General features: G+C 67.1%; 23 protein-coding genes and 1 tRNA gene. 11 read left to right on the top strand and 13 right to left on the bottom strand.

The window, feature by feature from the left end:
- Positions 1–198: 198 nt before the first annotated feature.
- From FHT98_RS20605 to FHT98_RS20615, 3 genes are all read left to right on the top strand, one after another.
- Complete coding sequence (locus FHT98_RS20605) at positions 199–972, top strand: transporter substrate-binding domain-containing protein (protein ID WP_061964337.1); 774 nt, start codon at positions 199–201, stop codon at positions 970–972.
- Between the two features lie 74 nt (positions 973–1,046).
- Positions 1,047–1,757 carry an ABC transporter permease gene (locus FHT98_RS20610; protein WP_142115138.1) on the top strand — a complete coding sequence of 237 codons (711 nt, stop codon included), beginning with the start codon at positions 1,047–1,049 and terminating at the stop codon, positions 1,755–1,757.
- Positions 1,754–2,470, top strand: coding sequence for an ABC transporter permease (locus tag FHT98_RS20615; RefSeq protein WP_091855675.1), 717 nt, complete (start codon positions 1,754–1,756; stop codon positions 2,468–2,470). The genes FHT98_RS20610 and FHT98_RS20615 overlap by 4 nt, the downstream gene beginning before the upstream one ends.
- A gap of 7 nt (positions 2,471–2,477) precedes the next feature.
- Here FHT98_RS20615 and map read toward each other — a convergent pair whose 3' ends face one another.
- Complete coding sequence (gene map / locus FHT98_RS20620) at positions 2,478–3,230, bottom strand: type I methionyl aminopeptidase (RefSeq protein WP_091855674.1); 753 nt, start codon at positions 3,228–3,230, stop codon at positions 2,478–2,480.
- Positions 3,231–3,363: 133 nt separating this feature from the next.
- On the opposite strand from map, the gene FHT98_RS20625 reads away from it, so the two are divergent.
- Complete coding sequence (locus FHT98_RS20625) at positions 3,364–4,230, top strand: NAD(P)-dependent oxidoreductase (RefSeq protein WP_061964329.1); 867 nt, start codon at positions 3,364–3,366, stop codon at positions 4,228–4,230.
- A gap of 201 nt (positions 4,231–4,431) precedes the next feature.
- Here FHT98_RS20625 and FHT98_RS20630 read toward each other — a convergent pair whose 3' ends face one another.
- Together FHT98_RS20630 and FHT98_RS20635 are read right to left on the bottom strand one after the other, a co-directional pair.
- Positions 4,432–5,616: a multidrug effflux MFS transporter gene (locus FHT98_RS20630; protein WP_185745230.1), complete on the bottom strand. Its 1,185-nt coding sequence runs from the start codon at positions 5,614–5,616 to the stop codon at positions 4,432–4,434.
- Positions 5,613–6,515 (bottom strand): DMT family transporter, encoded by a 903-nt coding sequence (locus FHT98_RS20635; protein ID WP_142115140.1) that lies wholly within the window; start codon positions 6,513–6,515, stop codon positions 5,613–5,615. The genes FHT98_RS20630 and FHT98_RS20635 overlap by 4 nt, the downstream gene beginning before the upstream one ends.
- 220 nt (positions 6,516–6,735) lie before the next feature.
- Here FHT98_RS20635 and FHT98_RS20640 point away from each other — a divergent pair, with 220 nt between their 5' ends.
- Entirely contained in the window at positions 6,736–8,481 is a 1,746-nt protein-coding gene (locus FHT98_RS20640; protein WP_142115141.1) for a methyl-accepting chemotaxis protein, read from the top strand.
- Positions 8,482–8,524: 43 nt separating this feature from the next.
- Here the strand turns inward: FHT98_RS20640 and FHT98_RS20645 are convergent, their stop codons facing one another.
- The 4 genes from FHT98_RS20645 to moaA form a co-directional block, all read right to left on the bottom strand.
- Complete coding sequence (locus FHT98_RS20645; RefSeq protein WP_142115142.1) at positions 8,525–9,289, bottom strand: hypothetical protein; 765 nt, start codon at positions 9,287–9,289, stop codon at positions 8,525–8,527.
- A gap of 10 nt (positions 9,290–9,299) precedes the next feature.
- Positions 9,300–10,769: a hypothetical protein gene (locus FHT98_RS20650; protein ID WP_142115143.1), complete on the bottom strand. Its 1,470-nt coding sequence runs from the start codon at positions 10,767–10,769 to the stop codon at positions 9,300–9,302.
- Complete coding sequence (locus FHT98_RS20655; protein WP_142115144.1) at positions 10,759–11,358, bottom strand: hypothetical protein; 600 nt, start codon at positions 11,356–11,358, stop codon at positions 10,759–10,761. Before FHT98_RS20655 ends, FHT98_RS20650 begins: the two co-directional genes overlap by 11 nt.
- Positions 11,359–11,433: 75 nt before the next feature.
- Entirely contained in the window at positions 11,434–12,447 is a 1,014-nt protein-coding gene (moaA, locus tag FHT98_RS20660; protein ID WP_170843325.1) for a GTP 3',8-cyclase MoaA, read from the bottom strand.
- A gap of 160 nt (positions 12,448–12,607) precedes the next feature.
- On the opposite strand from moaA, the gene FHT98_RS20665 reads away from it, so the two are divergent.
- Positions 12,608–12,970 carry a gamma-butyrobetaine hydroxylase family protein gene (locus FHT98_RS20665; RefSeq protein WP_142115145.1) on the top strand — a complete coding sequence of 121 codons (363 nt, stop codon included), beginning with the start codon at positions 12,608–12,610 and terminating at the stop codon, positions 12,968–12,970.
- Between the two features lie 42 nt (positions 12,971–13,012).
- Here FHT98_RS20665 and FHT98_RS20670 read toward each other — a convergent pair whose 3' ends face one another.
- From FHT98_RS20670 to FHT98_RS20680, 3 genes are all read right to left on the bottom strand, one after another.
- Positions 13,013–13,882, bottom strand: coding sequence for a hypothetical protein (locus FHT98_RS20670; RefSeq protein WP_142115146.1), 870 nt, complete (start codon positions 13,880–13,882; stop codon positions 13,013–13,015).
- Between the two features lie 79 nt (positions 13,883–13,961).
- Positions 13,962–14,540, bottom strand: a complete 579-nt coding sequence (locus FHT98_RS20675; RefSeq protein ID WP_061964310.1) for a L,D-transpeptidase — start codon at positions 14,538–14,540, stop codon at positions 13,962–13,964.
- A gap of 178 nt (positions 14,541–14,718) precedes the next feature.
- Positions 14,719–15,651, bottom strand: coding sequence for a lytic transglycosylase domain-containing protein (locus tag FHT98_RS20680; protein ID WP_248309267.1), 933 nt, complete (start codon positions 15,649–15,651; stop codon positions 14,719–14,721).
- A gap of 154 nt (positions 15,652–15,805) precedes the next feature.
- On the opposite strand from FHT98_RS20680, the gene FHT98_RS20685 reads away from it, so the two are divergent.
- Both FHT98_RS20685 and FHT98_RS20690 read left to right on the top strand, forming a co-directional pair.
- Complete coding sequence (locus FHT98_RS20685) at positions 15,806–16,864, top strand: hypothetical protein (protein ID WP_142115147.1); 1,059 nt, start codon at positions 15,806–15,808, stop codon at positions 16,862–16,864.
- A gap of 224 nt (positions 16,865–17,088) precedes the next feature.
- The gene (locus FHT98_RS20690) at positions 17,089–17,295 is read left to right on the top strand and encodes a hypothetical protein (protein ID WP_061964306.1); all 207 of its coding nucleotides are present in this window, start codon (positions 17,089–17,091) and stop codon (positions 17,293–17,295) included.
- A gap of 68 nt (positions 17,296–17,363) precedes the next feature.
- Here the strand turns inward: FHT98_RS20690 and FHT98_RS20695 are convergent.
- Both FHT98_RS20695 and gph read right to left on the bottom strand, forming a co-directional pair.
- Positions 17,364–17,438: transfer RNA gene (locus FHT98_RS20695), tRNA-Val, on the bottom strand.
- A gap of 28 nt (positions 17,439–17,466) precedes the next feature.
- Positions 17,467–18,165, bottom strand: a complete 699-nt coding sequence (gph, locus tag FHT98_RS20700) for a phosphoglycolate phosphatase (protein ID WP_061964304.1) — start codon at positions 18,163–18,165, stop codon at positions 17,467–17,469.
- 158 nt (positions 18,166–18,323) lie between these two features.
- On the opposite strand from gph, the gene FHT98_RS20705 reads away from it, so the two are divergent.
- From FHT98_RS20705 to FHT98_RS20715, 3 genes are all read left to right on the top strand, one after another.
- Entirely contained in the window at positions 18,324–18,698 is a 375-nt protein-coding gene (locus FHT98_RS20705; protein WP_142115148.1) for a hypothetical protein, read from the top strand.
- Between the two features lie 122 nt (positions 18,699–18,820).
- Positions 18,821–19,522, top strand: coding sequence for a ribose-5-phosphate isomerase RpiA (gene rpiA / locus FHT98_RS20710; RefSeq protein ID WP_142115149.1), 702 nt, complete (start codon positions 18,821–18,823; stop codon positions 19,520–19,522).
- Between the two features lie 113 nt (positions 19,523–19,635).
- On the top strand, positions 19,636–20,133 hold the full coding sequence (locus FHT98_RS20715) for a DUF2059 domain-containing protein (RefSeq protein WP_061964300.1): 498 nt from the start codon (positions 19,636–19,638) through the stop codon (positions 20,131–20,133).
- An 87-nt stretch (positions 20,134–20,220) separates the two neighbouring features.
- Here FHT98_RS20715 and FHT98_RS20720 read toward each other — a convergent pair whose 3' ends face one another.
- Positions 20,221–21,648: an APC family permease gene (locus FHT98_RS20720; RefSeq protein WP_142115150.1), complete on the bottom strand. Its 1,428-nt coding sequence runs from the start codon at positions 21,646–21,648 to the stop codon at positions 20,221–20,223.
- Positions 21,649–21,820: the final 172 nt, after the last annotated feature.

Raw genomic sequence — 21,820 nt, forward strand, 5'->3', positions numbered from 1 at the left:
TAGGGCGGCGGGTCTCCGCCCCGCCTGTACCCCTGCTTCTTTGGTCGCATCCCGGCGCCAGGCGCGGATTTGGACGCGCAAGCTGCGAAAAGCTGCATCGCTCCCTCTTGCGAGTGGAATGAAACTGCGCCCAATCTGTCGCCACAGAACCGGACCGGGACAACAGCAAGACCGGCCGGCTGAATCTGCGGAGGTCCCATGAAGAGTTTCGTTCGTTTTATCGCGGCGGCGGCGTTGACGGTCGTCGGCGCGACAGGGGCGCTCGCCCAGGCCAAGGAGTGGAAGGAGATCCGGATCGGCACGGAGGGTGCCTATCCGCCCTACAACAACCTGAATGCCAAGAAGGAGCTCGAGGGCTTCGAGATCGATTACGGCAACCTGCTCTGCGAGAAGATGAAGGTGAAATGCACCTGGGTCGTGCAGGATTGGGACGGCATCATCCCGGCGCTGCAGGCCAACAAGTATGACGTCATCTTCGCCGGCATGAACGCGACCGATGAACGCAAGAAGCAGGTCGACTTCACCTCCGTCTACAGCAAGACCCCGATCTGGGTGATCGGCCCGAAGACCACCAAGTCGGACGACATCTCGCCGGCCGCCCTCAAGGGCAAGTCGATCGGTGCGCAGGGCTCGACGATCCACGCCAACTACGTCGAGAAATTCTACAAGGATTCGACCGCGCGCCTCTATCCGACCCAGGAAGAGGCCAATCTCGATCTGCTCAACGGCCGTCTCGACTATATCGTCGCCGACGCGCTCGCCCTTGCCGATTTCCTCAAGGGGAAGGGCAAGGATTGCTGCAAGAAGATCGCCGAGGTGAAGCGCGACGACGCCATCCACGGCCCCGGCGTCGCCGGTGCGGTCCGCAAGTCCGACACGGCGCTGAAGGACATGATCAGCAAGGCCATCGCGGAGACCATGGCCGACGGCTCGCACAAGAAGCTCGAGGACAAGTGGTTCAAGTTCGACTGATCTGACATCGACGATGATCACCCGCCGGCCGCATCGGGCCGGCGGGCTTCAGTTCCTCGCGCGCCGGCCCTCCCATGTTCGACAAATTCGCTCTGCTTGGCTTCGGGGCCGGCGGCTGGGGCCTGGCCCTGCTGCAAGGTGCCGCCAACACCATATCCGTCGCGCTCGCGACCCTGCCGTTCGGCCTGGCCCTCGGCCTGATCATCGCGCTGTTGAAACGTTCCGACAGCGTGTTTTTGCGGGCGCTGGCGACGATCTACACCACCGTCTTCCGCGGCGTGCCGGAACTGCTGACGCTCTACATCATCTATTTCGGCATCCAGGTGCTGATGCAGCGCATCTGGACCGGCTTCTCGATCCCGCCCTTCGTCGCCGGCATGGTCGCGCTCGGCCTCGTGCTCGCGGCCTTCTCCAGCGAGGTCTGGGTCGGCGCTCTGAACTCGATCCAGAAGGGCCAGCGCGAGGCCGCTTCGGCGCTCGGCCTGTCGAAGGCGCAGTCCTTCCGCCTCGTCGTCTTCCCGCAGCTGATCCGCGTGGCGCTGCCCGGCCTCGGCAATAACTGGATGGTGCTGCTGAAGGAGACTTCGCTGATCTCGGTCATCACGCTGCAGGACATCATGTTCATCGCGACGCGGGCCAATGTCGTGACCAAGGAGCCGTTCCTGTTCTTCGGCACGGCGATGCTGCTCTATTTCTTTTTCTCGCTGGTTTCCGCCTGGGGCATCGACAAGCTCGAACAGCGCACCAATCGCGGCCAGGCCGCCTTCGGCGGAGCGACGCGATGAACTGGTGCGAATATCCCGGTTATCTCGTCGGCAGCGAGGTCCTGCAGAACTACGGCTGCCGGATGGCGAGCGGTCTCTGGGTCACCTTCGAACTGGTGGTGATCACGGTCGCCATCGGCTTCGTGCTGGCGCTCGGCCTCGCCATTGCCAGGCTCTATGGCCCGCGCTGGGCGCGGATGGCGGTCAGCGGCTACACCACCTTCCTGCGCGGCACGCCGCTGCTCTGCCAGCTCTTCCTCGTCTATTACGGCCTCGGCCAGTTCCGCGAGTTCTGGCAGGATGTTGGCCTGTGGTGGTTCTTCCGCGAGCCGTTCTACTGCGCGGCCTTCACCTTCACGATCAACACCGCCGCCTATCAGGCCGAGATCCTGCGCGGCGCCATCCAGTCGGTCCCGCGCGGGCAGTTCGAGGGGGCGCTCTCGCTTGGCCTGCATCGCTGGGCGACCCTGCGCCGCGTCGTGCTGCCGCAGGCGATGATCCTGGCGCTGCGCCCGCTCGGCAACGAATTGATCGTGATGATCAAGTCGAGCGCGATCGTCTCCCTGGTGACGCTGTTCGACCTGATGGGGGCGACGCGGCTGGCCTTCGCCCGCTCCTTCGATCTTTCGATCTATCTCTATGCCGCGCTGATCTATCTCGTGCTGGTCGAGATCATCCGGCGTGTCTGGGACAGGCTCGAAATCCGGCTGAGCCGCCACATGGCATTGCGCTGACCCGGCCTCAACCCGGCAGGGTCAGCACCACCGCGCCGCGAGGCGTCGCGACGACGGTATGCTCGTACTGGACCGTCGGCGCGCAAGGGTCGCTGTAGAGCGTCCAGCGGTCGCCGTCGCCATGCTCGGCCCAGTCCGCGCCCAGCGACAGGAAGGGCTCGACGGTGAAGACGAGCCCGTTCGTCATGGTCCGGCGCTCTTTGCGATCCGGCCAGGTCGCGATCTCCGTCGGCTCTTCGTGCAGCGAGCGGCCGACGCCGTGGCTCGCGAGATTGCGCACCAGCGTGTAGCCGTTCTTCTCGGCGAAGCGCCCGACGGCCTGCCCGATCCCTGCAAGCGGCTTGCCGGCGCCGACCTGGCCGATGCCGGCCCAAAGGGCGCGGCGGCCGTCGCGGCACAGGCGTTCCAGTTTCGGCCTGACCGGCGGCACGGCGAAGGATGCGCCGGTATCGCCGAAGAAGCCGTTCTTCTCGGCGGAGACGTCGATATTGACGAGGTCTCCCGCGAGGATGCGGCGTTCGCCGGGAATGCCGTGGGCGACCTCCTCGTTGACGCTGATGCAGGTCGCGCCGGGGAATTCATAGGCGAGTTCCGGGGCAGGGCGTGCGCCATGGCGTTCGAGATAGTCGCGGCCGATCGCGTCGAGCTCGGCCGTGGTCATGCCGGGTTCGATCGCCTTGCCCATGGCCGCGAGCGCGCGGGCCACGATGCCGCCGATCTCTTTCAGCGCCTGCAATTCATCGTCGTTCGATATGGTCATGAGCCGGAGCTAAGCCGCTGGTCCTCCGACCGCAAGGGAAAAGCCGCATGGGCGGATGGCGCGCAATCGCCTTCCCCGTCCGGCGTGCGCACGCTAAAGCGTGGACATCTTCGGAGAAAAGCGGGAGCTCGGCATGGCCAAAGTCGCATTCATCGGTCTCGGCGTGATGGGGTTTCCCATGGCCGGCCATCTCAAGGCCAAGGGGCATGAGGTCACCGTCTACAACCGCAACCCGACGAAAGCGCAGGAATGGGTCTCCCGCCATGGCGGCCTCTCGGCGCCGACCCCGGCCGATGCGGCCAAGGGCCAGGAGATCGTCTTCTGCTGCGTCGGCAATGACGATGACCTGCGCGCCGTGACGATCGGCGAGAACGGCGCCTTCGCCGGCATGGAGAAGGGCGCGGTCTTCGTCGACCACACCACGGCCTCGGCCAATGTCGCGCGCGAACTCTATGAGGCCGCGAAGCAGGGCGGCTTCGGCTTCGTCGATGCGCCCGTCTCGGGCGGGCAGGCCGGCGCCGAGAACGGCGTGTTGACCGTGATGTGCGGCGGCGAGCCCGAGACCTATGCCCGGGTCGAATCGGTGATCGCGAGCTTCGCCCGCATGTGCAAGCTGATGGGCCCGGCCGGCTCCGGTCAGCTCACCAAGATGGTCAACCAGATCTGCATCGCGGGACTGGTGCAGGGCCTGTCGGAGGGCGTGCATTTCGCCAAGCGCGCCGGGCTCGATGTCGAGGCCATGCTGGAGGTCATCTCGAAGGGCGCCGCCGGCTCCTGGCAGATGGAGAACCGCGGCAAGACGATGAACCAGAACAAGTTCGATTTCGGCTTCGCCGTCGACTGGATGCGCAAGGATCTCGGCATCGTCCTCGACGAGGCCCGCCGCAACGGCGCGCAACTGCCGGTCACCGCGCTGGTCGACCAGTTCTATGCCGAGGTCCAGAAGATGGGCGGCAAGCGCTGGGACACGTCGAGCCTGATCGCGCGCCTCGAAGGCTGAGGCTGCGCCGGGCAACCTTCGCGTCGGGCAGAACCACCCTTGTCATTCCGGGGCGCGCCGCAGGCGCGAACCCGGAACCCACGACTAGGTGAAACATCTCGTGCCCGTTGTCAGCGGCTCACCCGGTCGTGGGTTCCGGGTTCTTCGCTCCGCGAAGCCCCGGAATGACAGCGGAGTGCAGCGGCTTCGTTGGGCGGTCGTTCACACGGCCTGAGGCCGCTTCCGCACGAAGCTGACGGCGGCGAGGCCCGTTGCCGTCAGAAGCCAGATCAGCAGGTTCATCGATTGTGGCCAGATCGTCACGAGCCAGCTGATCAGCACGGTCAGCGCCGCGCTGAAGCCGAGCTGGACCGCGCCCAATAGCCCGGCAGCCGAGCCCGCCAGTTCCGGCCGGGCCGAGAGTGCCTCTGCCGTCGCGCCGGGGATCGTCATGCCGTTGCCCATCGCATTCACGGCCAGCGGCAGGAACAGCGCGAGCGGCGACCACCAGGGCGACAACGACAGGATAAGCGCCGCCGCGGTCCCGATGAACGAGATCACGAGGCCGCGCCGCACCATCGTCTGCGTGCCGACACGCACGGCCAGTCGCGACATCGCGAAATTGCCGAGCATGTAGCCGAGCGCGTTGAGGATGAAATACGTGCCGTAGACGTCCGAGCCGCGGCCCATCGTTTCGACGACGATATAGGGCGTCGCCGCGATGAACACGAAGAAGGCGGAGGAAGCCGACGATCCCGCCACGACGTTCAGCATGAAGTCGCGGTTGCGCACGAGCTCCGGAAAGACGCGGAAGACGCCGAGGAGTGAGCTCTGCCGGCCGAGATTGGGCGCCGTCTCGGGCAGGCGCGCGAGCGTGAAGACGAGCACGGCGACGCCGAACAGCGTCATGAACCAGAAGATCGCGCGCCAGCCGAAGGCGGTCTCGATCTGGCCGCCGAGCCAGGGCGCGAGCATCGGCGCCACCACCATCACCATGGTGACCGTGGCGATCTGGCTTGCGGCATGGTCGCGGTCGGCGGTGTCGCGGATGATGGCGCGCGACAAGGCGAAGACCGCGCCGCCGCCGGCCCCTTCCAGCACCCGCGCGATCAGCAGGATGTGGGTCGAGGGAGCGAACGCCCCCAGCACCGAGCCCAGCACGAACAGGGCCACGCCCGCATTGACGCAGGGGCGGCGCCCGAAGCGGTCCGATAGCGGCCCGATGATGAGCTGCGTTACGGCGACGGCGACCAGGAACAGCGTCAGCGTGAGCTGGATGGTGGCGTAGTTCGTGGTGAAATGCCGGGCGAGCGCCGGCGTGGCCGGAGCGAGCAGGTTGAGCGCGATCGGCTGCAGCGCCGAGATCGCGACGAGGATCGCGAGTGTCGGCTTGACCGCCGCCGTCACGCCGCCGGCTTTCGCGTGAGCTTCAGGTTGGAATCCGGCCGCACGCGCTGGCGATGCATGGTGTAGAGGCCGCTGCCGACGATGAGCGCGACGCCGATGGCGGCGTAGAGATCCGGCACGTCGCCCCAGACGACGTAACCCAGCACGGTCGCGAAGACGATGATGGCGTAGCGATATTGCGAGATCACGCCGACATCGGTGCGCCGGAAGGCGCTGATGATGAAGAAGGTGCCGATCGTCACCAGAACGGCGGCGAGCGCGATATAGACGGTTTCCAGCCGCCAGACCGGCAGCCACTCTTCGGTGAGGCCATAGGCGAGCGCGACGAGGCCGACGAGGATCGTCGTCGTCAGCGACACCACGGTCGAGGGGACTTCGGCGCCGATGGTGCGGGTCGTCAGGTCCCGGCCGGCGACGAGACAGGCGCTGATCACGGCGACGATGGCGGCGGCATTGAAGGATGCGGCACCCGGGCGCACCACGAACAGCACGCCGATGAAGCCGACGGTCAGCGCCATCGCGCGCCGCCAGCCAACGCTCTCGATCCGCAGCAGCACCGCCAGCGCGACGATGAGCAGCGGAGAGGCCATGTTGATCGCGGTGAGGTTGGCGAGCGGTATCAGGCCCAGCGACCAGCCGAAGGTCAGCGCGCTGAAGGCCTCGAGAACGCCCCGCTGCAGCACGCGCGGACGGAACGCAAGGTGCAGCCGGTCGCTTTCCCGCGCCGCGAAAACGAGCGCGAGTCCGACCACGACCGCGAAACCGGTCCTGAGTGCGATCGCCTGTCCGGCCGGATAGATCTCGCGAGCGAGTTTCATGAACACGTCGTTGACGACGAAAAGCGACATCGCGACGAGCATGAAGATGATGCCGCGGCGGTTTTCGGCAGCGCTGGCCAAGGGATGAAAATCCTGTTCGGGAGGCTTCAGGCCGGCAGCCTGTCCGTATGGCGCGGAAACCCAGCCATACAGGGGCTGGCGATGCGGGTCCAATGCGTCTCCGGCAGGGGCGGCGCGCGGCAGCGTGGAAGCCTTTGTTAACCAGCCGGGACCATAACCGGACCCGAGCTTGACCTATGGTGAGACTGGGTAGGGGATGCAGGGCAGGATTCGACGCTGGTTGGGCGCCCGAACTCCGGTGGAGGAAGTCCCCGCAGCGCCCTTGCCTGTGGAGGACGTCACGCCTCGGCAGGCCGCCGCGACCCAGCCTTATGACGTGTCCGCCCACGATGCCGTCGACGATATCGAGCGTGACATCCTGTTCGCGATGCAGCGACTGACGAAGGAATTGGGCGAAGTCGAGCAGCGTTCGACCGAGTCCGAAAGCGGCTCGCGTACCATCCTCGAGAATGCCGGCAGCATGCGCAGCGCCGTCGGCGCCGCCAGCGAGAACGCCTCCGCTCTTGCTGCCGCAACCCATCAGGTTTCGCAGGCGGCGGAGCAGGTCGACGGAGCGGTGGTCAGCGTTCGCGACAGGCTTGATGCCGCCGTGTCGCGGGCTGGTGAGGCTGCGGTGATGCTGGATGGCCTGGCCGACGCAACGGGAGAGATCAGGGGCATCGTCGATTCGATCGCCGAGATCGCGCGCCAGACCAATCTCCTTGCACTCAACGCGGCGATCGAGGCCGCCCGCGCCGGCGAGGCAGGGCGGGGGTTCGGGGTCGTCGCCCACGAGGTCAAGACCCTCGCCGTGGAGGTCAGCGACGCCGTCGGCCATATCCGCGAGCGTGTCGACCGGCTGACCCGTGCCGCGCAGGGCTCGACCGGTATCGTCAACGACACCCTGGAGATCGTCCGGGGCGTCAATCCGATCATGGCGACGATCGGACGGGCGTCCCAGGAGCAGGTGAATTCGACCGCGGAACTTTCCCGCAATGCGCGGGAAACGGCGCTCTTCGTCGAGGGCGTTGCACGCCGGGCCGACGAGATCGACCGGGTCGCGCATGAGACGGTGGCCGAGAACGAGCGCGCCCGCCGGGCCACGCAGAAGGGCAGCCGCCTGGTCGGCAACATGCTCAGGCGCTTCAAGCCCGTGCTGCGCCATTCGGCCTTCGCGGACCGGCGCCGCTTCGATCGCTTTCCCACGGCCCGTAGCGCGCATCTTGCGCTCGGCAGTGCCGATGTGTCCGGCCGGCTGGTCGATCTCGGCCGGGGCGGGGCCTTGCTGGCCGGCTCGCATCAGGCCCGGTTGCCGATCGGTGGCGCCGGCGTGGTCACGATCGAGGGCTTGCCGCCGCTACCTTGCCGCATGACAGGCACCAGCGAATTCGGCCTGCACCTTGCCTTCGCGGGCGATGCCGCTGCCGGCTGCGGCGAACTGGCGGGCATGATCGAGGAGATCGAGCGCTCCTGGCGTCCGCTGATCGAGCGCGCCCAGGATTTTGCACGGGAGACCGCGGCGGCGATGGAAGACGCCATCGACCGCGGTTTGCTCTCCGAGAATGATCTGTTCGATCTCCGCTATGTGCCGGTCCCCGAAGTCGAGCCGCGGCAATATCTGAGCCCGAGCCTGCCGGTGCTCGAAACGGTCCTGCCGCCTTTGCTCGCCGATGCGCTCGGCTCGGACAAACGTCTGGTTTTTGCTCTGCCGAGCGATCGCAACGGCTATGTCCCTGTGCATCATGCCGCCTGGTCCCAGTCGCCGCGCTCCGGCGATCCCGCCTGGAACGCCGCGTATGCCCGCAATCGCCGGATCGTCGACAGCCGCGCGGGCTTGAGCGCCGGGCGCTCGGTCCGCCCCTTCCTCGTCCAGCTCAGTCGGTACGAGCATGAGGACGGCCGCGCCGAACTGCTGAGCGAGATCAACGCCCCGCTGCGCGTCCGCGGCCGCCATTGGGGCGGTGTGCGGATGGCTTACCGGCTTTGATGGGACATCGTCGCGCTTGAGGGCGTGACCCGGTCCCGCCTGTCTACAACCGGTCCCAGTTCACGCTGATATTGAGCTTCTGGAAGGCCTGTTTCCACAGCGTGGCGGTCTGCTCGAGCCGGGCCGGATCGTAGACGCCCTGGACCTGATGTACGCTCAGCTCCCAGGTCCCTGCGCCCGAATCCTGCCAGACCTTGCCGAGCAGCCGCCGCAAACGCTCCGGATCGCGCGCGCCGGCGGCATTGCCGAACATCGTGAACTGACCCGAGTTCTGCAGCATGTCGGAGACGAGCAGGAGCTTGCGGTCTCCGCTCGGGACGCGGTTCTCGCGGCGCGAGACAACATCGCCGATCGCCTCGACGATCGGGGACTGATTGCCCTTTCCGGGCTGGGTCAGCACGGTCAAAGCCTCGTCGAGCGGGCGGCCGAATTTCTCGACCCATTTGACGTATTCGCGCCGCGGGTTGCCGATCAGTTCGCTCGCGGTCTTGCCGGGATTGCAGAGCGAGACCAGCGCAGGAAAACCCGGCTCGAACACGTCGTTGAACACATAGATCGACAGCATCCGGTCGGCCGGCAATTCGTCGCCGACCTGCTTGACCAATGTCTTGAGACGCCCGGCCTGCACTTCGCTCCACGGATCGCTCTTGTCGACGAGGATCAGCGTGTGGCCGACAGGCCCGGTCTTAGGGCACAAGGTCTCCTGGTCGCGCGGCGGGCCACGCAGCAGGGATGGCGCCGCGAAGAAGCCGACAAGGCCAAGCCCGGCGAGCACGGAGGCGACGATCGCCCAGTTCTCGGTCTTCATCCGTCAGCCTTTAGCGCTTCATTGCGGCGAAATCCTCAGCCGCCTGCTTCTGGGCCGCTTCGTCCTGCTCGAAGGCCTCGCGTCCGGCCTGCGCCGCCCTGAGCTTTACCTGCTCGATCTCGCCAGCAAGGTCGATGCCTCGCAGCAGCACCAGCCGGTCCCGGAGCTTGGCTTCGATCAGGGCCGGCATGCTGGTGAGCTGCTGCTCGAAATCATCGATCTGGCGGCGCGCTGCGACATATTCCGGCAGCTCCGCCGGCTGGTCGATCTCGGCGAGGTTGAGCGACTGGGTGAAATAGGCCGGGGCAAGATCGGTGCGGACCCTCAGATTGGCCTCACGATACTGCATCATCGCCGCGTCCTTTGCGGCGCGCAATTGCCCCAGCCGCGAGAGATAGAGATCGCGTGCCTTCTCGGCGGCGGCCTTCGCGCCCTGCAGCTTGCCGAGCTCGTCGCGGCAATCCTCGCGGAAACCGTCGACCTGGGTTCGGATCGCCTCCAGCTCCGGCAGCAACTCGGCATCGAGCCGGCGCCGCTCCTCCTCGACCGCGCTCCAGCGCTGGCGCCAGCGCTTATAGGCGGTGGCGTGGCCCGGATAGGTGCCGAAGGCGGTATAGCCCTTGGTCGCCGAGACGAAGGCGACGAGGCAGCCGATGATGACGAGCGCGACCGACTTGATGTCGTAGATCGCGAACGGGTTCTCCATCATCCGCGGCATCACCTGGAAAGAGCGTGCATCCGGGTTGGCGATCAGCATCTCCCGGTAGTGCCCGACCGCGAGGTTGAACAGCACGATCAGCGCGATCATCCCGGCATAGGCTGGCAGCGCCCAGAACAGATGCGAGCTTTTGACGTGCTGGCAGTAGCGCGCCGGTCCGACGCCCATGAAGAAGCCCAGCGCGATATTCAGCGCCGAGATGATGACCGCGGTCGCAGCGCCTCCCACCAGGCCGAAATCGCTGGCCTCGGCGAAGAAATTGCCGTTGAGCAGGCTCTCGATCACCAGCGGCACGACCAGGAAGAACAGGATGAACTGCCACTTGTCGAGCTTGGGATCGGCCCGGCGCTTGTTCTCGTAATTGAAGAAGGCGTATTCGCGCTTGGCCCGGAGAGCATCGTAGACGCGCTGCTCCAGCTCGCCGCCATGCTTGCTCAGCATCGCGCGCATCGTCGCCTCGACGCCGCGCACCCGCCCCTCGAAGCGCTGCTGCGTGAACAATTCGCGCCGGCTGATGATCTGCGCCTGGATGGCATTGAGCCGCTCCGCCGCCTCCTGCCGCAGCGTGGCGAAATGCTCGCGCGCCCGGGCGACCAGCGTCTGCTCGGTCTGCGAGAGCATCGTCGCGTGGGCAGGCGGCTGGTTCTCGACCGCATCGCTCGCGCCGTGATGCCCGGCCTTGACCGACTCGGCCAGATGATGGGCCGTCGGAGCAGGCGTCATGCGCACGACCCGCGAAGTTGCGCCATCGTCATTCGCCATGGGCGGCTCGCATCAGGAAATGGCGGGCCTCGACGACATCGAGCCAGAAGTCGCGGAAACCGGGATAGGCCGGGCGCAGATAGGCGCGCTTGAACCAGATCGTCAGTGCCACGAGACCGCAGAGGCCGAGCGTCGGCAGGACCGCGCCGGCAAGAGCTGGAATTCCCTCGGCAGACAGATGCGAAGCCATCAGCGCCAGCCCGAGCGCGCTCGCGATCGCCAGCAAGGCGAGGACACAGTGGCGCCCGGTGTCGTAGGCGAGTTGCAGGGCCGCGGTCATGATGACGATGGCGAAGGCCGCGCAGAGTTCGAGCACGGCAAGCCCCGCGACGACAGCCGCGATACCGGCCATGATTCCGGTCGGGGAGGCTGGCGACAGCACGAGGAAGACGCTGCACGCCGAAGACCAGGCCAGGAAAAGGCAGAACAGCAGCGTCGCGAGAAGAAGCATGGCGAGAAGGGGCAGGGCGCGCCGCAGGCTGGCAGCCATGATGGCGAGCCGCGCCGCATGGGTCTGCCTGATGGCATCATCGATCGCGCTCGCGGCCGCCTTGATCCGGCGGGCCATCGCCTTGAACTGTGACCGCATGCAACTCCACCCGTCGCAGGGACGGTGACCGCATTCGGCCGAAGGGTCAAGCGAGGGGCGGGCGCCTCGGCGGGCTCAGCCGCCGGTGACGCTCATGTGACGGCCGACGGCCGGGCCGGAATGGCGGCGATCGATGATGAAATCGTGGCCCTTCGGCTTGCGCGCGATCGCCTCGTCCATGGCGCGGAAGAGCAGGGCGTCATCCTGCGAGGCCCGGACGGGTGCGCGCAGGTCGGCGGCGTCTTCCTGGCCGAGGCACATATAGAGCGTGCCGGTGCAGGTCAGCCGCACGCGGTTGCAGCTCTCGCAGAAATTATGGGTCAGCGGCGTGATGAAGCCGACGAGCCCGCCGGTCTCCTTGACGCGGACATAGCGAGCCGGTCCGCCGGTGCGGTAGGGATCGTCGACCAGCGTGTACTTGTCCATCAGGCGCCCGCGCACGACCGAGAGCGGCAGGTACTGGTCGACGCGGCCGACCTCGATCTCGCCCATCGGCATGACCTCGATCAGGGTCAGGTCCATGCCGAGTCCGTGCGACCACAGCATCAGGTGCTCGATCTCGTCGTCGTTGACGCCTTTCAGCGCCACCGCGTTGATCTTGACCCGCATGCCGGCCTTGCGCGCCGCCTCGACGCCGTCGAGCACGACCTTGAGATCGCCCCGGCGGGTGATCTCGCGGAACTTGTCGGGGTCGAGCGTGTCGATCGAGACGTTGATGCGGCGCACGCCGTATCCGGCGAGTTCGGCGGCATAGCGATGCAGCAGCGAGCCGTTGGTGGTCAGCGTCAATTCGTCCAGCGCGCCGGAAGTGAGATGGCGCGAGAGCGAGCGGAACAGGCTCATGATGTCGCGGCGCACCAGCGGCTCGCCGCCGGTCAGGCGCAGCTTGCGGGTGCCGCGCGCGACGAAGGCGCTGGCGATCCGGTCGAGCTCCTCGAGCGTCAGCAGTTCCTTGCGCGGCAGGAACTTCATGTCTTCGGACATGCAATAGACGCAGCGGAAATCGCAGCGATCCGTCACCGAGATGCGCAGATAGGAAATCTTGCGGCCGAACGGGTCGACCAGGGGCGACCGCGTCAGCGGCTTCATGTCGTCGAGCAGCACGTCTGCCTCACGTTCCCGCATTGTGGAGCGGCCGGTCCGCACAGGATGCGGGCGCGCCTTCACATTGCTATAGCATGACATTGGCACTGCGCCCGTGAAGGTCAAGCGCCTGATCATGGTAGCCTGCGAAGGACGAATACCGCCCATGTCATCCTGGCCGACCGAACTGCGCCTCTCGAAGGACCGCCGGACCCTGCATGTCGCCTTCGAGGATGGCGCTCAATTCGCATTACCGGCCGAGCTCCTGCGCGTCGAAAGCCCCTCCGCCGAGGTCCAGGGCCACCATCCCAGCCAGAAGACCATCGTGCCCGGCAAGGCCGAGGTCGAGATTCTCCGGGTTGAGCCGGTCGGCCATTACGCCGTCAGGCTCGGCTTCGACGACATGCACGAGACCGGCATCTACGCCTGGGACTATCTGCGCGATCTTGGCGAGCAGGGCGAGGAGAAGATGCGGGCTTATGTCGCGGCCCTGGCCGAGAAGGGGCTGTCGCGCGAGCGGCGGCGGTAAGGAAAGGCTCCGGCTTTCGGCAGGCGCCGCTTCGGCGCCTGCTCAGGATGGTGCCACGCCGCCGGAGTGGAGATTGCGCTCGAAAGCGAGATTGGCGGGTTCGAAGCACATCAGCCGCTTCCACTCATGCAGGCCGGGCGAGCCGTGCTCCATGGCGCCATACATGAACCAGCGCAGGCCTTGGGTTTCCGGCGCCTGCCGGTCCAGCAGCCAGCGTGTGGTCTCAAGGAACAACAGCTTCATCGCGCCCGATTGCAGGTAGTCGCCATGGCACATGATGTCATGCGTGCGGCAGAGGTCGCCGACGCGCCGCAACGAGAGATGGGCGACCAGTCGCGGGCCGCTTTCTTCCTGCACGAAGGCGCCCCAGGCCATCGTCCAGTGGCTGGGACAGGGCGGGGACGAGGGCGGCTCCCGCGTATCGGCGATGACGGAAGCCGGGCGGAACCATGCGCTCAGCACCGGCCCGCCTGAGCGGAAGCGCTTGGAGGCGCCGATCGCCGCGATGCTCGCCCTGTAGCTTTCGGGGCGGATAGGCGCGCAGGTGATCCCGAGGCGCGCCGCCTTCTTTGCAGCCCGCGGGATATTGCCGTGCGAACGCTTGGACACGGCGCGCAGATAGGCCTCGGCCGTGGGATAGCGCGCCATGTCGAGGAGCATCGCCGTCGGCACGCCCCGGCGCCGAAAACCCGCCCGCGGGGCGTTGCGGCTGTGAAACCGGATCGCGTCGTCGACGAGGAGCCCGCAGAGCGGATGGTCGCAGCGGTGAGGCGCTTCCGCACGGATATGGGCAATCGGCAGGGCGGCGCCGGGCGGGAGGTCGAAATTCCGCAACCGCGACTTGCGCGCTGCGGATTGCCAGGGTTCCAGCAGCCTATGCAGCCGGCTGGTGAGAAAGCGGGCAAGCGCCATGGGATGGTCGTTCCGGGCAGGGGCGGCCAACGAAAAAGGCCGGCGTCGCCGCCGGCCTCGTTCCAACCGTGCGTTCCGCTCAGCGGGCGACCACGACGCGGGTGCCGACCTTGGCGCGTTCGTAAAGGTCGATCACGTCCTCGTTCAGCATGCGGATGCAGCCCGAGGAGACCGCCTGGCCGATCGTCTCCGGCTCGTTCGAGCCGTGGATGCGGTAGAGGGTCGAGCCGAGATAGAGCGCGCGCGCGCCCATCGGGTTGTCCGGGCCGCCGGCCATGAAGCGCGGCAGGTCGGGGCGACGCTTCAGCATCGAGGCCGGCGGCGTCCAGGTCGGCCATTCCTGCTTGCGCGAAATGGTCTGCGTCCCCGCCCAGTCGAAGCCCGGGCGGCCGACGCCGACGCCGTAGCGCATCGCCTTGCCATCGGCCATCACGAAATACAGGCGCCGCTCGGCCGAATCGATCACGATCGTGCCCGGCCTCTGCTTCGTCGGATAGTCGACGATCTCGCGCGGAATGGCTGTGGCCTGTGCCTTGGCCGGGTCCACATACTGGACCAGCGGCTGGCGGGTCAGAGGGTCGATTTCGGCTCGGGCGGCGGAGCCCAGAGCGAGCAGGCCAAGGCCCGCGAGCGAGGCCAGACGGAGGGAGCGAATCATCGGAGGAACCTCGGGCGGGTCGGGACGGCGGATCGCGAGAATGACGCAGAAAAGTCAACGTCTCATCAACGTCCTGTCAGCTTCCCCGTGACCGTGCAATCGCGCCGCAATCACATCGCCGGGAGCCATCGAGCTTTGCCGCGATGCGTTGCGCGCATGCAACATCGCTGGATTGCCGTCAGCTCCGCAATACGACGCAGGCACCGCGATCGGACTGGATGCGCCGGCACAATGCGATCGCCTCGGCCCGCGTCGCGGCCGGCAGGCGCACCCGGTAGAAGGCACGGGTGCCGCGGCTGCGCAGGCGCGTCCCGATCACCATCGGCGGCAACGCCCCGATGATGGCGCGATGGCGGGCTCCGGCCCGCTGGAAGGTCGCCAGCGCCCGCGCCTTCGAGAAATTGCCGGCGAGCTGAACGCCCCAGGGTGCGAAGGGCGCTTCCGCGATAGCGGGAAGGGCAGGGCGAGACCGTCGAATCGCGACGAGCGTCGGCGCACAGCTCGCCTGCGCATCGCTGTCGCGCGTCGCCGGCGGCATCGGCGGCGAGCGCCCGTCGCCATTGGCGCGATCGATCGCTTCGTCGGCCCAGTCCTCGGCGGTCCGGCCGGTGATGGCGAACACGTAGTTTTCGGTCTCGCCCGGCAGGAATCGGGCCTGCCCGGCCTTGCGCGCCGCAAGCCAGCCCGCGACGCGATTGGGCCCGCCGTTATAGGCTGCTGCGGCAAGGCCCCAGTTGCCGAAGCGGTCGCGCAGTTCCGCCAGGAAATGCGCTGCCTTGGGCACGGCCTGCTCGGGATCGAAGGGATCGGCGAGGCCGCGCTCGCGCGCCGTACCGGGCATGAACTGGGCGACGCCCTGCGCGCCGGCCGGGCTGGTGACGCCCGAGCGGAAGCTCGATTCCTGGAAGATCAGGCGGGTCAGGAAGGCGGCGGGCACGCCTTGCGCCTTCGCAGCGTCGTCGATCAGACGGCACAGCGCATCCTGGATGCCGGACGATGCCGGCAACGGCTCTTCCGCCGCCTGTGCGGGGCAGGACAGCGCGAAGGCGAGCAGCAGGGCTACAAGCCCGCGCGGCAAGCGGATCGAACGGTGGAAAGGGCCCGGCATCATCCACCCTCTCTGCCATGTTCGGCTGCTTGCGGCCATCAGGCGCGCCTTTCGCGTTGTGACGAGGTGCCGGCCTGTGCGATGAGGACGCCGCGCGGTCGCCGGGTCATCGAGTGGCCGTGCCTCGGTTCGGTGAAGCTCGCAGCGGAAGGCCGGAATGGCGAAGGCCTGGATTCAGTGGTCGCGATGGTTCCTGGGGGCAGCGGTCGTCGGCGCAGGCGTGCTCTTCGCCTTCGTCGCGACGCTCGATCCCTTCGGCATGCGCGTTCATGCCGGGCAGGCGCCGCGGCCGATCATGGATATCAACCAGCGCTTCATGTACCCGCAGCTCGTCCGCTCCGGGCGCTTCGATGCGGCGGTGATCGGCACCTCGACGATGCGGCTGCTCGACCCCGAGGTTCTGTCGCGCGGCCTCGACGCCCGCTTCGTCAATCTCGCGATGAATGCGGCAACCCCTTGGGAACAGACGCAGATGGCGCGGCTCTTCCGAGAGCATGTCCAGGCGCCCAAGCGCCTGATTTGGGGCATCGACACGACCTGGTGCGAGGCCGACGCGACCGATGAGGCCAGGCGCCTGACGCCGCGACCGGTGCCGGGCTGGCTCTCCCGTGATGTCGGCTGGAGCGACTGGCCGAAACTGCTCAACCTGACCAATCTCGAGATCGCCGGCCGGCTGATGGCCTATAAGCTCGGCTGGTCGCGAGAGCGCATCCGCGGCGACGGCTACGAGGTCTTCACACCGCCGGAGGCGAGCTACGATCTCGCCCGGGCGCGCAGCCATATCTATGCGAGCCATGGCGGCGCGATCGCCGATCTGGCGCCCCTGTCGCCATCGGCCGCCATAGCGCCGGCCGAGAGCGCCGGCTGGCACTTCCCGGCCCTGTCCTGGCTGGAGGAGAGCATTGCAGCCTTTCCGAAGGCGACGCAGGTGATGCTGGTGCTGCCGCCCGCTCATCTTGCGGCCTATCCGCGCCAGGGCTCGGCCGCCTGGCAGCGCTATGCCCGCTGCAAGGCGGATATCGCCGCGCTGGCCCGCCGCCATGGCGCGGTGGTCGTCGACTACGCCCACGCCTCGCCGATCACGGCGCAGGATGCCAATTACTGGGACCCGTTGCATTTTCGGCTGGCGATCGCGGCTCGCTTCGGCGAGGAACTCGCGCAGATCGGCAAGGGTGGTACGGCGCGAGACGACGGCGCAGCGATCGTATTGCGCTGACCGAGTCGATCGGCAGGCCCTGAGCTGCGGCGTTGAACCGGTTACCCTGCCGCAGCGACTACCTCACGGATGCACAATCCTGTTTTTGACTTTGCCCGCTGGCTCGCGCCGGCGGGCTTTTTGCGTTCGCGGGGAGCGGCCGGTATTGGAGCGTGATGGGTGGCGCATGCCGAACTCTGCCGTGCTGCCGTCGAACGCCCATCAGCACAGGATTGAAACCGATCATGCCGAAGCTCTGCAAATTCACCTCGCCTGCCGATGGCAAGCCCGTCTACGTCAATCCGGAGCAGGTGGCGGTCGTCTATCAGTTCAAGGGTGAGCCGCCGGACACGATCATCGCCTTCCGGAAGGACTTCCTTCTCGGCGTCAGGGAGAGTGTCGACGAGGTCGTGGCGACCCTCGAGCGGGCATCGTCGGATAAGGCTGGCTGACGCCAAGGCATACTGCGGCTGGACGCCGCACGCCGATAGATGATGAGGTTTGGGAGCGTCCGGGAAAATGGTGGGCGATACAGGGATCGAACCTGTGACCCCTCCCGTGTGAAGGGAGTGCTCTACCGCTGAGCTAATCGCCCGAACCCGGCCTCTCCTAGTCGGCGCGCCTCATGCCGTCAAGGATGCGCGGGAAGGAGATTTGAGCACGCGGTCGACTGCCCCGGCCAGCTCGTCGAAATGCTGGATGACGAAATCCGGCTCCAGCGTCTCGATCGGCACATCGGTATAGCCGAAGGGCACGCAGATCGTCGGGATGCCGGCGGCGCGCGCGGTCGCGATATCCGTGCGGGAATCGCCGATCATCACGGCCCGCGCCGGATCGGCCTTGGCTGCCGCGATCGTCAGGGTGAGATGGCGCGGATCCGGCTTGAAATAGGGGAAAGAGTCGCGCCCGGCGACCGCGGCGAAGCGCCCGGAAATGCCGAAATGGTCAAGGATAAGCCGTGTGTGCAGGATCGGCTTGTTGGTGCAGACCGCGAGCGCATACCCGTCGGCGGCGAGCGCATCGAGCGCTTCGAGCACGCCGTCGAAGAGATGGCTGTTTGCCGCGGTATCCTCGGCATAGATCGTCAGGAAATCCGCGAAGAGCCGCTCCAGCGTTTCGGCATCGAGCGGCCGGCCCGAAACCTTGAAGCCGCGTTCGATCAGGGCCCGGGCGCCCGCGCCGACCAGTTCGCGCGCCCGCTCCAGCGGCAGCGCCGCGAGGCCTTCGCGCACCAGGATCACGTTGAGGACCCGCATGATGTCCGGCGCCGTCTCGGCAAGCGTTCCGTCGAGATCGAAGACGACGATGGGAGGCAGGCTCATGGTCGGGACTTTCGAGGCGATGCGAGGGGGGAAGAGCTTCGGTTAAAGGTCTTCGGCGCCGGGCTGGCAAGTCCCGTGATGACGCCTCCCCAAATTTGCCGCACGGGATGGTATCGTTGCCGCGATTCGTCGCGCGGCCGGCGACAGGGAAGATTGTCATGTCGAAGATTACGGGAATCGCAGGCGCGGTGCTGGGGATGGCGGGCACGCTGCTGGGCGCGGCGCCGGCCTGGGCCGGTCCTTTCGAGTTCGCGCCCGCGCCGCAGAACGATCTCAACCGCGTCTATCGGATCGACAAGGCGACGGGCGAGGTCGGCGCCTGCCAGTTCCAGCTCAAGGAGGGCGGTGTCGGCCTGACGGTCTGCTTTCCCTCGGGCGAGGGGGCCGGCCCGCAGGCGCCCAGCGATTACGGCCTGATGCCGTCGCGCCATGAGAAGGAGGGTGGCATCTTCCGGGTCAATATCCGCACCGGCGAGATGAGCATCTGCTACGTCTTCGACGACAAGACGGTGTGCACGCCCCAGACGAAATGAAGCCGGGAGCCCTCCGCGCGCTGGACTCGAACGCGGCCGCGGGGCAGGAGAGCGCCGTCGTCCGCCAAGGCTGCTAGGATGGGACGGCAGGCGTTTTCCACAAGTTGAGCCGGACGAAGCTGATGACTGCCGACGACCTGAAGAAGCTGGCTGCCGCCCGCGCGCTCGAGCTCGTGCGGCCGGGGATGCGCCTTGGCCTCGGCACCGGCTCCACGGCGAAGCATTTCGTCGATCTGCTTGGCCTGCGTGTCGCGGCGGGCTTCGAGGTTCTCTGCGTCTCGACCTCCGAGGCGACGCAGGCCCAGGCGGTTGCGCTGGGCATTCCGATGTCGACGCTCGATGAGACGCCGGAGCTGGACCTCACCATCGACGGGGCCGACGAGGTCGATCCCCAGCTGCGCCTGATCAAGGGCGGCGGCGCGGCGCTGCTGCGCGAGAAGATCGTCGCGGCGGCTTCCGCCCGCATGATCGTGATCGCCGATGACGGCAAGCTGGTGCAGACGCTCGGCCGTTTCCCGCTGCCGATCGAGGTCGTGCCCTTCGGGCTCGAGGCGACGCGCCGGGCCGTGGCGGCGGCCATCGCCGCCGCGGGCTCGGCAGGCCGGCTCTCGCTGCGCCAGCGGGCGGGCGGCACGACGCTCGTCACCGATGGTGGCCACTATATCCTCGACGCCCATCTCGGCACGATCGAGCGCCCTGAGTTGCTCGCACAATCGCTGAACGTCGTGCCCGGCGTCGTCGAACACGGCCTGTTCATCGGGCTGGCCTCGGGCGCCATCCTGGCCGGCGCCGATGGGCTCCGGCTGCTCGGCAAGATCGAATGATTCCATTCCGGCGTAAGACACGCTAAGGAACGCGCCACAATGACCGATTCATCGTTGTCGGAGGCGCAATCGCGCGCTCCGGCGGTGGGTCGCTGATAAAGGGGTTTCAACGCATGATCCGTCGTTCTCTCGCCCGGGCTGCCCTTGGTCTGGCGCTCATCTGCGCAGCGCCCGCCTTTGCCCAGGCGCCGGCGCTGACGCCCAGCCATCTGCAGGTGGCGCGCGAGGTCGCGGACGTGACCGGCGTCACGGCCGGCATCACGAACATCTACGGCGAGTTCGAGAAGAGCGTGCAGGACATCCTCGCGACCCGACCCGAGATGAAGAAGGACGCGGACGCCGTCGTCGCCGCCCTGAAGCCGGAAGCCGACAAGCGCGCCGACGAGATGGCCAAGACCGCGGCCGAGGTCTTCGCCCGGAAGATGACCGAGGCGGACCTCAAGGAGATCGCCGCCTTCTTCAAGTCTCCGGTCGGCCAGCGCTACAATGCGCTGCGGCGCGAGGCGATGGACGATCTGCTGCTCGTCCTGCAGCCCTGGACCGTGCAGACCAGCCAGTATCTGTTCGACCGCTTCTCGCAGGAGATGCGCAAGCGCGGCCACACTTTCTGAGCCCAGGCGTGGCCTGAGCCGCACGATGTCGAAAAGGGCCGGCGAGCATGCGCCGGCCCTTTCTCGTTGCGGAGCGACCCGCTTCGGTCAGTTGACCGGGCCGCGGCCGCCGATGTCTTCCATCAGCGGGTCGCTGGGCAGAGTTCCGGTCTTGCGGTTGACGATGACGGTCACGACCCACAGCACCACGCCGACACCGATCAGCACGCCGGCGATCGTGTACTGGACCGAGGCGCGTCCGGTCCACGGCCCGGCCAGGAAGGCGCAGGAGATCGCGCCGACGATCGGCAGGAAGGTCGGCGTGCGGAAATGTCCGTGCTCGACCTTGTCCTTGCGCAGCACCAGCACGGCGACATTGACCACGGTGAAGACGCAAAGCAGCAGCAGCGCCGTCGTGCCGCCCAGCGCCGGCACCTCGCCGACGAAGGTGATCAGCGCGAACGCAAGCAGACTGGTGAAGCCGATCGCGACATAGGGCGTGCGGCGGGTCGGGTGGACCTTGCCGAGCACCGGCGGCAGCACATGCTCGCGGCTCATGCCGTAGACCAGCCGGCTCGCCATCAGCATGTTGATCAGGGCGCTGTTGGCGACCGCGAACATGGTGATGAAGCCGAAGATCCAGATCGGGAAGTTCGGCGCGCCGGCCTGCACCACCTTGAGCAACGGCGTCTCGCCCTCGCCGAGTTGCTCGGGCGGGACGAGCGTGATCGCCGAGACCGAGACCAGCACGTAGATCACGCCGGTGATGAAGAGGCCGGCGAGCAGGATCTTGGGGAAGATGCGGCTCGGGTCCTTGGTCTCCTCGGCCATGTTGACCGAGTCCTCGAAGCCCACCATGGCGAAGAAGGCCAGCGTCGTCGCCGCGATCACCGGCCAGAACACGCCACCATCGGCCGTCGTCTTGAACTCCATCACGCGCGAGACATCACCCTGGCCGGCGGCGATCGCCATCATGCCGATGGTGATGATGATCAGCAGGCCGGTGAGCTCGACGCAGGTCAGCACGACATTGGCCTTCACGCTCTCGCCGACGCCGCGCAGGTTCACGATCGCGACGATCACCATGAAGCCCAGTCCGATCAGCGTGATGCCGATGCCGCCGGAGAGCCCCAGCCCGAACGCGTTGGACATGTTGGCGGCGAAGGCGCGCGAGGCGGTCGAGGCCGAGGTGATGCCGGAGCACATCACCGCGAAGGCGACGATGAAGGTGATGAAATGCACCCCGAAAGCCTTGTGCGTGTAGAGCGCGGCGCCCGCGGCTTGCGGATATTTCGTGACGAGTTCGAGATAGCTGAAGGCCGTCACCATCGCGACCGCGAAGGCGACGAGGAAGGGCAGCCAGACGACGCCGCCGACCTGGTTCGCGACCTGCCCGGTCAGGGCATAGATGCCCGTGCCCAGGATATCGCCGACGATGAAGAGCAGGAGCAGCCATGGCCCCATGACGCGGTGCAGGCTGGGCTCGGCGGCGGTCTGGCCTTTTCCGGCCGGAGCGCCAAGCGTGGTGTCGCTCATCGATAGTCTCCCTCTGCCGCGGCATCGATGGCGATGCCGGCTCTGGGACAACACAGTTTCGCCGCGATGGTTCATCGGCTGGCCTGCTCTGTCCACTGGCCGGTTGTGCTCTGGCGTCATGGCGAAGCGGACGTTATGGCCGGACGCTCGAACTGAAACACCGGAGCCGGCG

It is taken from the genome of Allobosea sp. AK1, from assembly GCF_006714945.1.
In the GTDB taxonomy this organism is placed as follows: domain Bacteria; phylum Pseudomonadota; class Alphaproteobacteria; order Rhizobiales; family Beijerinckiaceae; genus Allobosea; species Allobosea robiniae.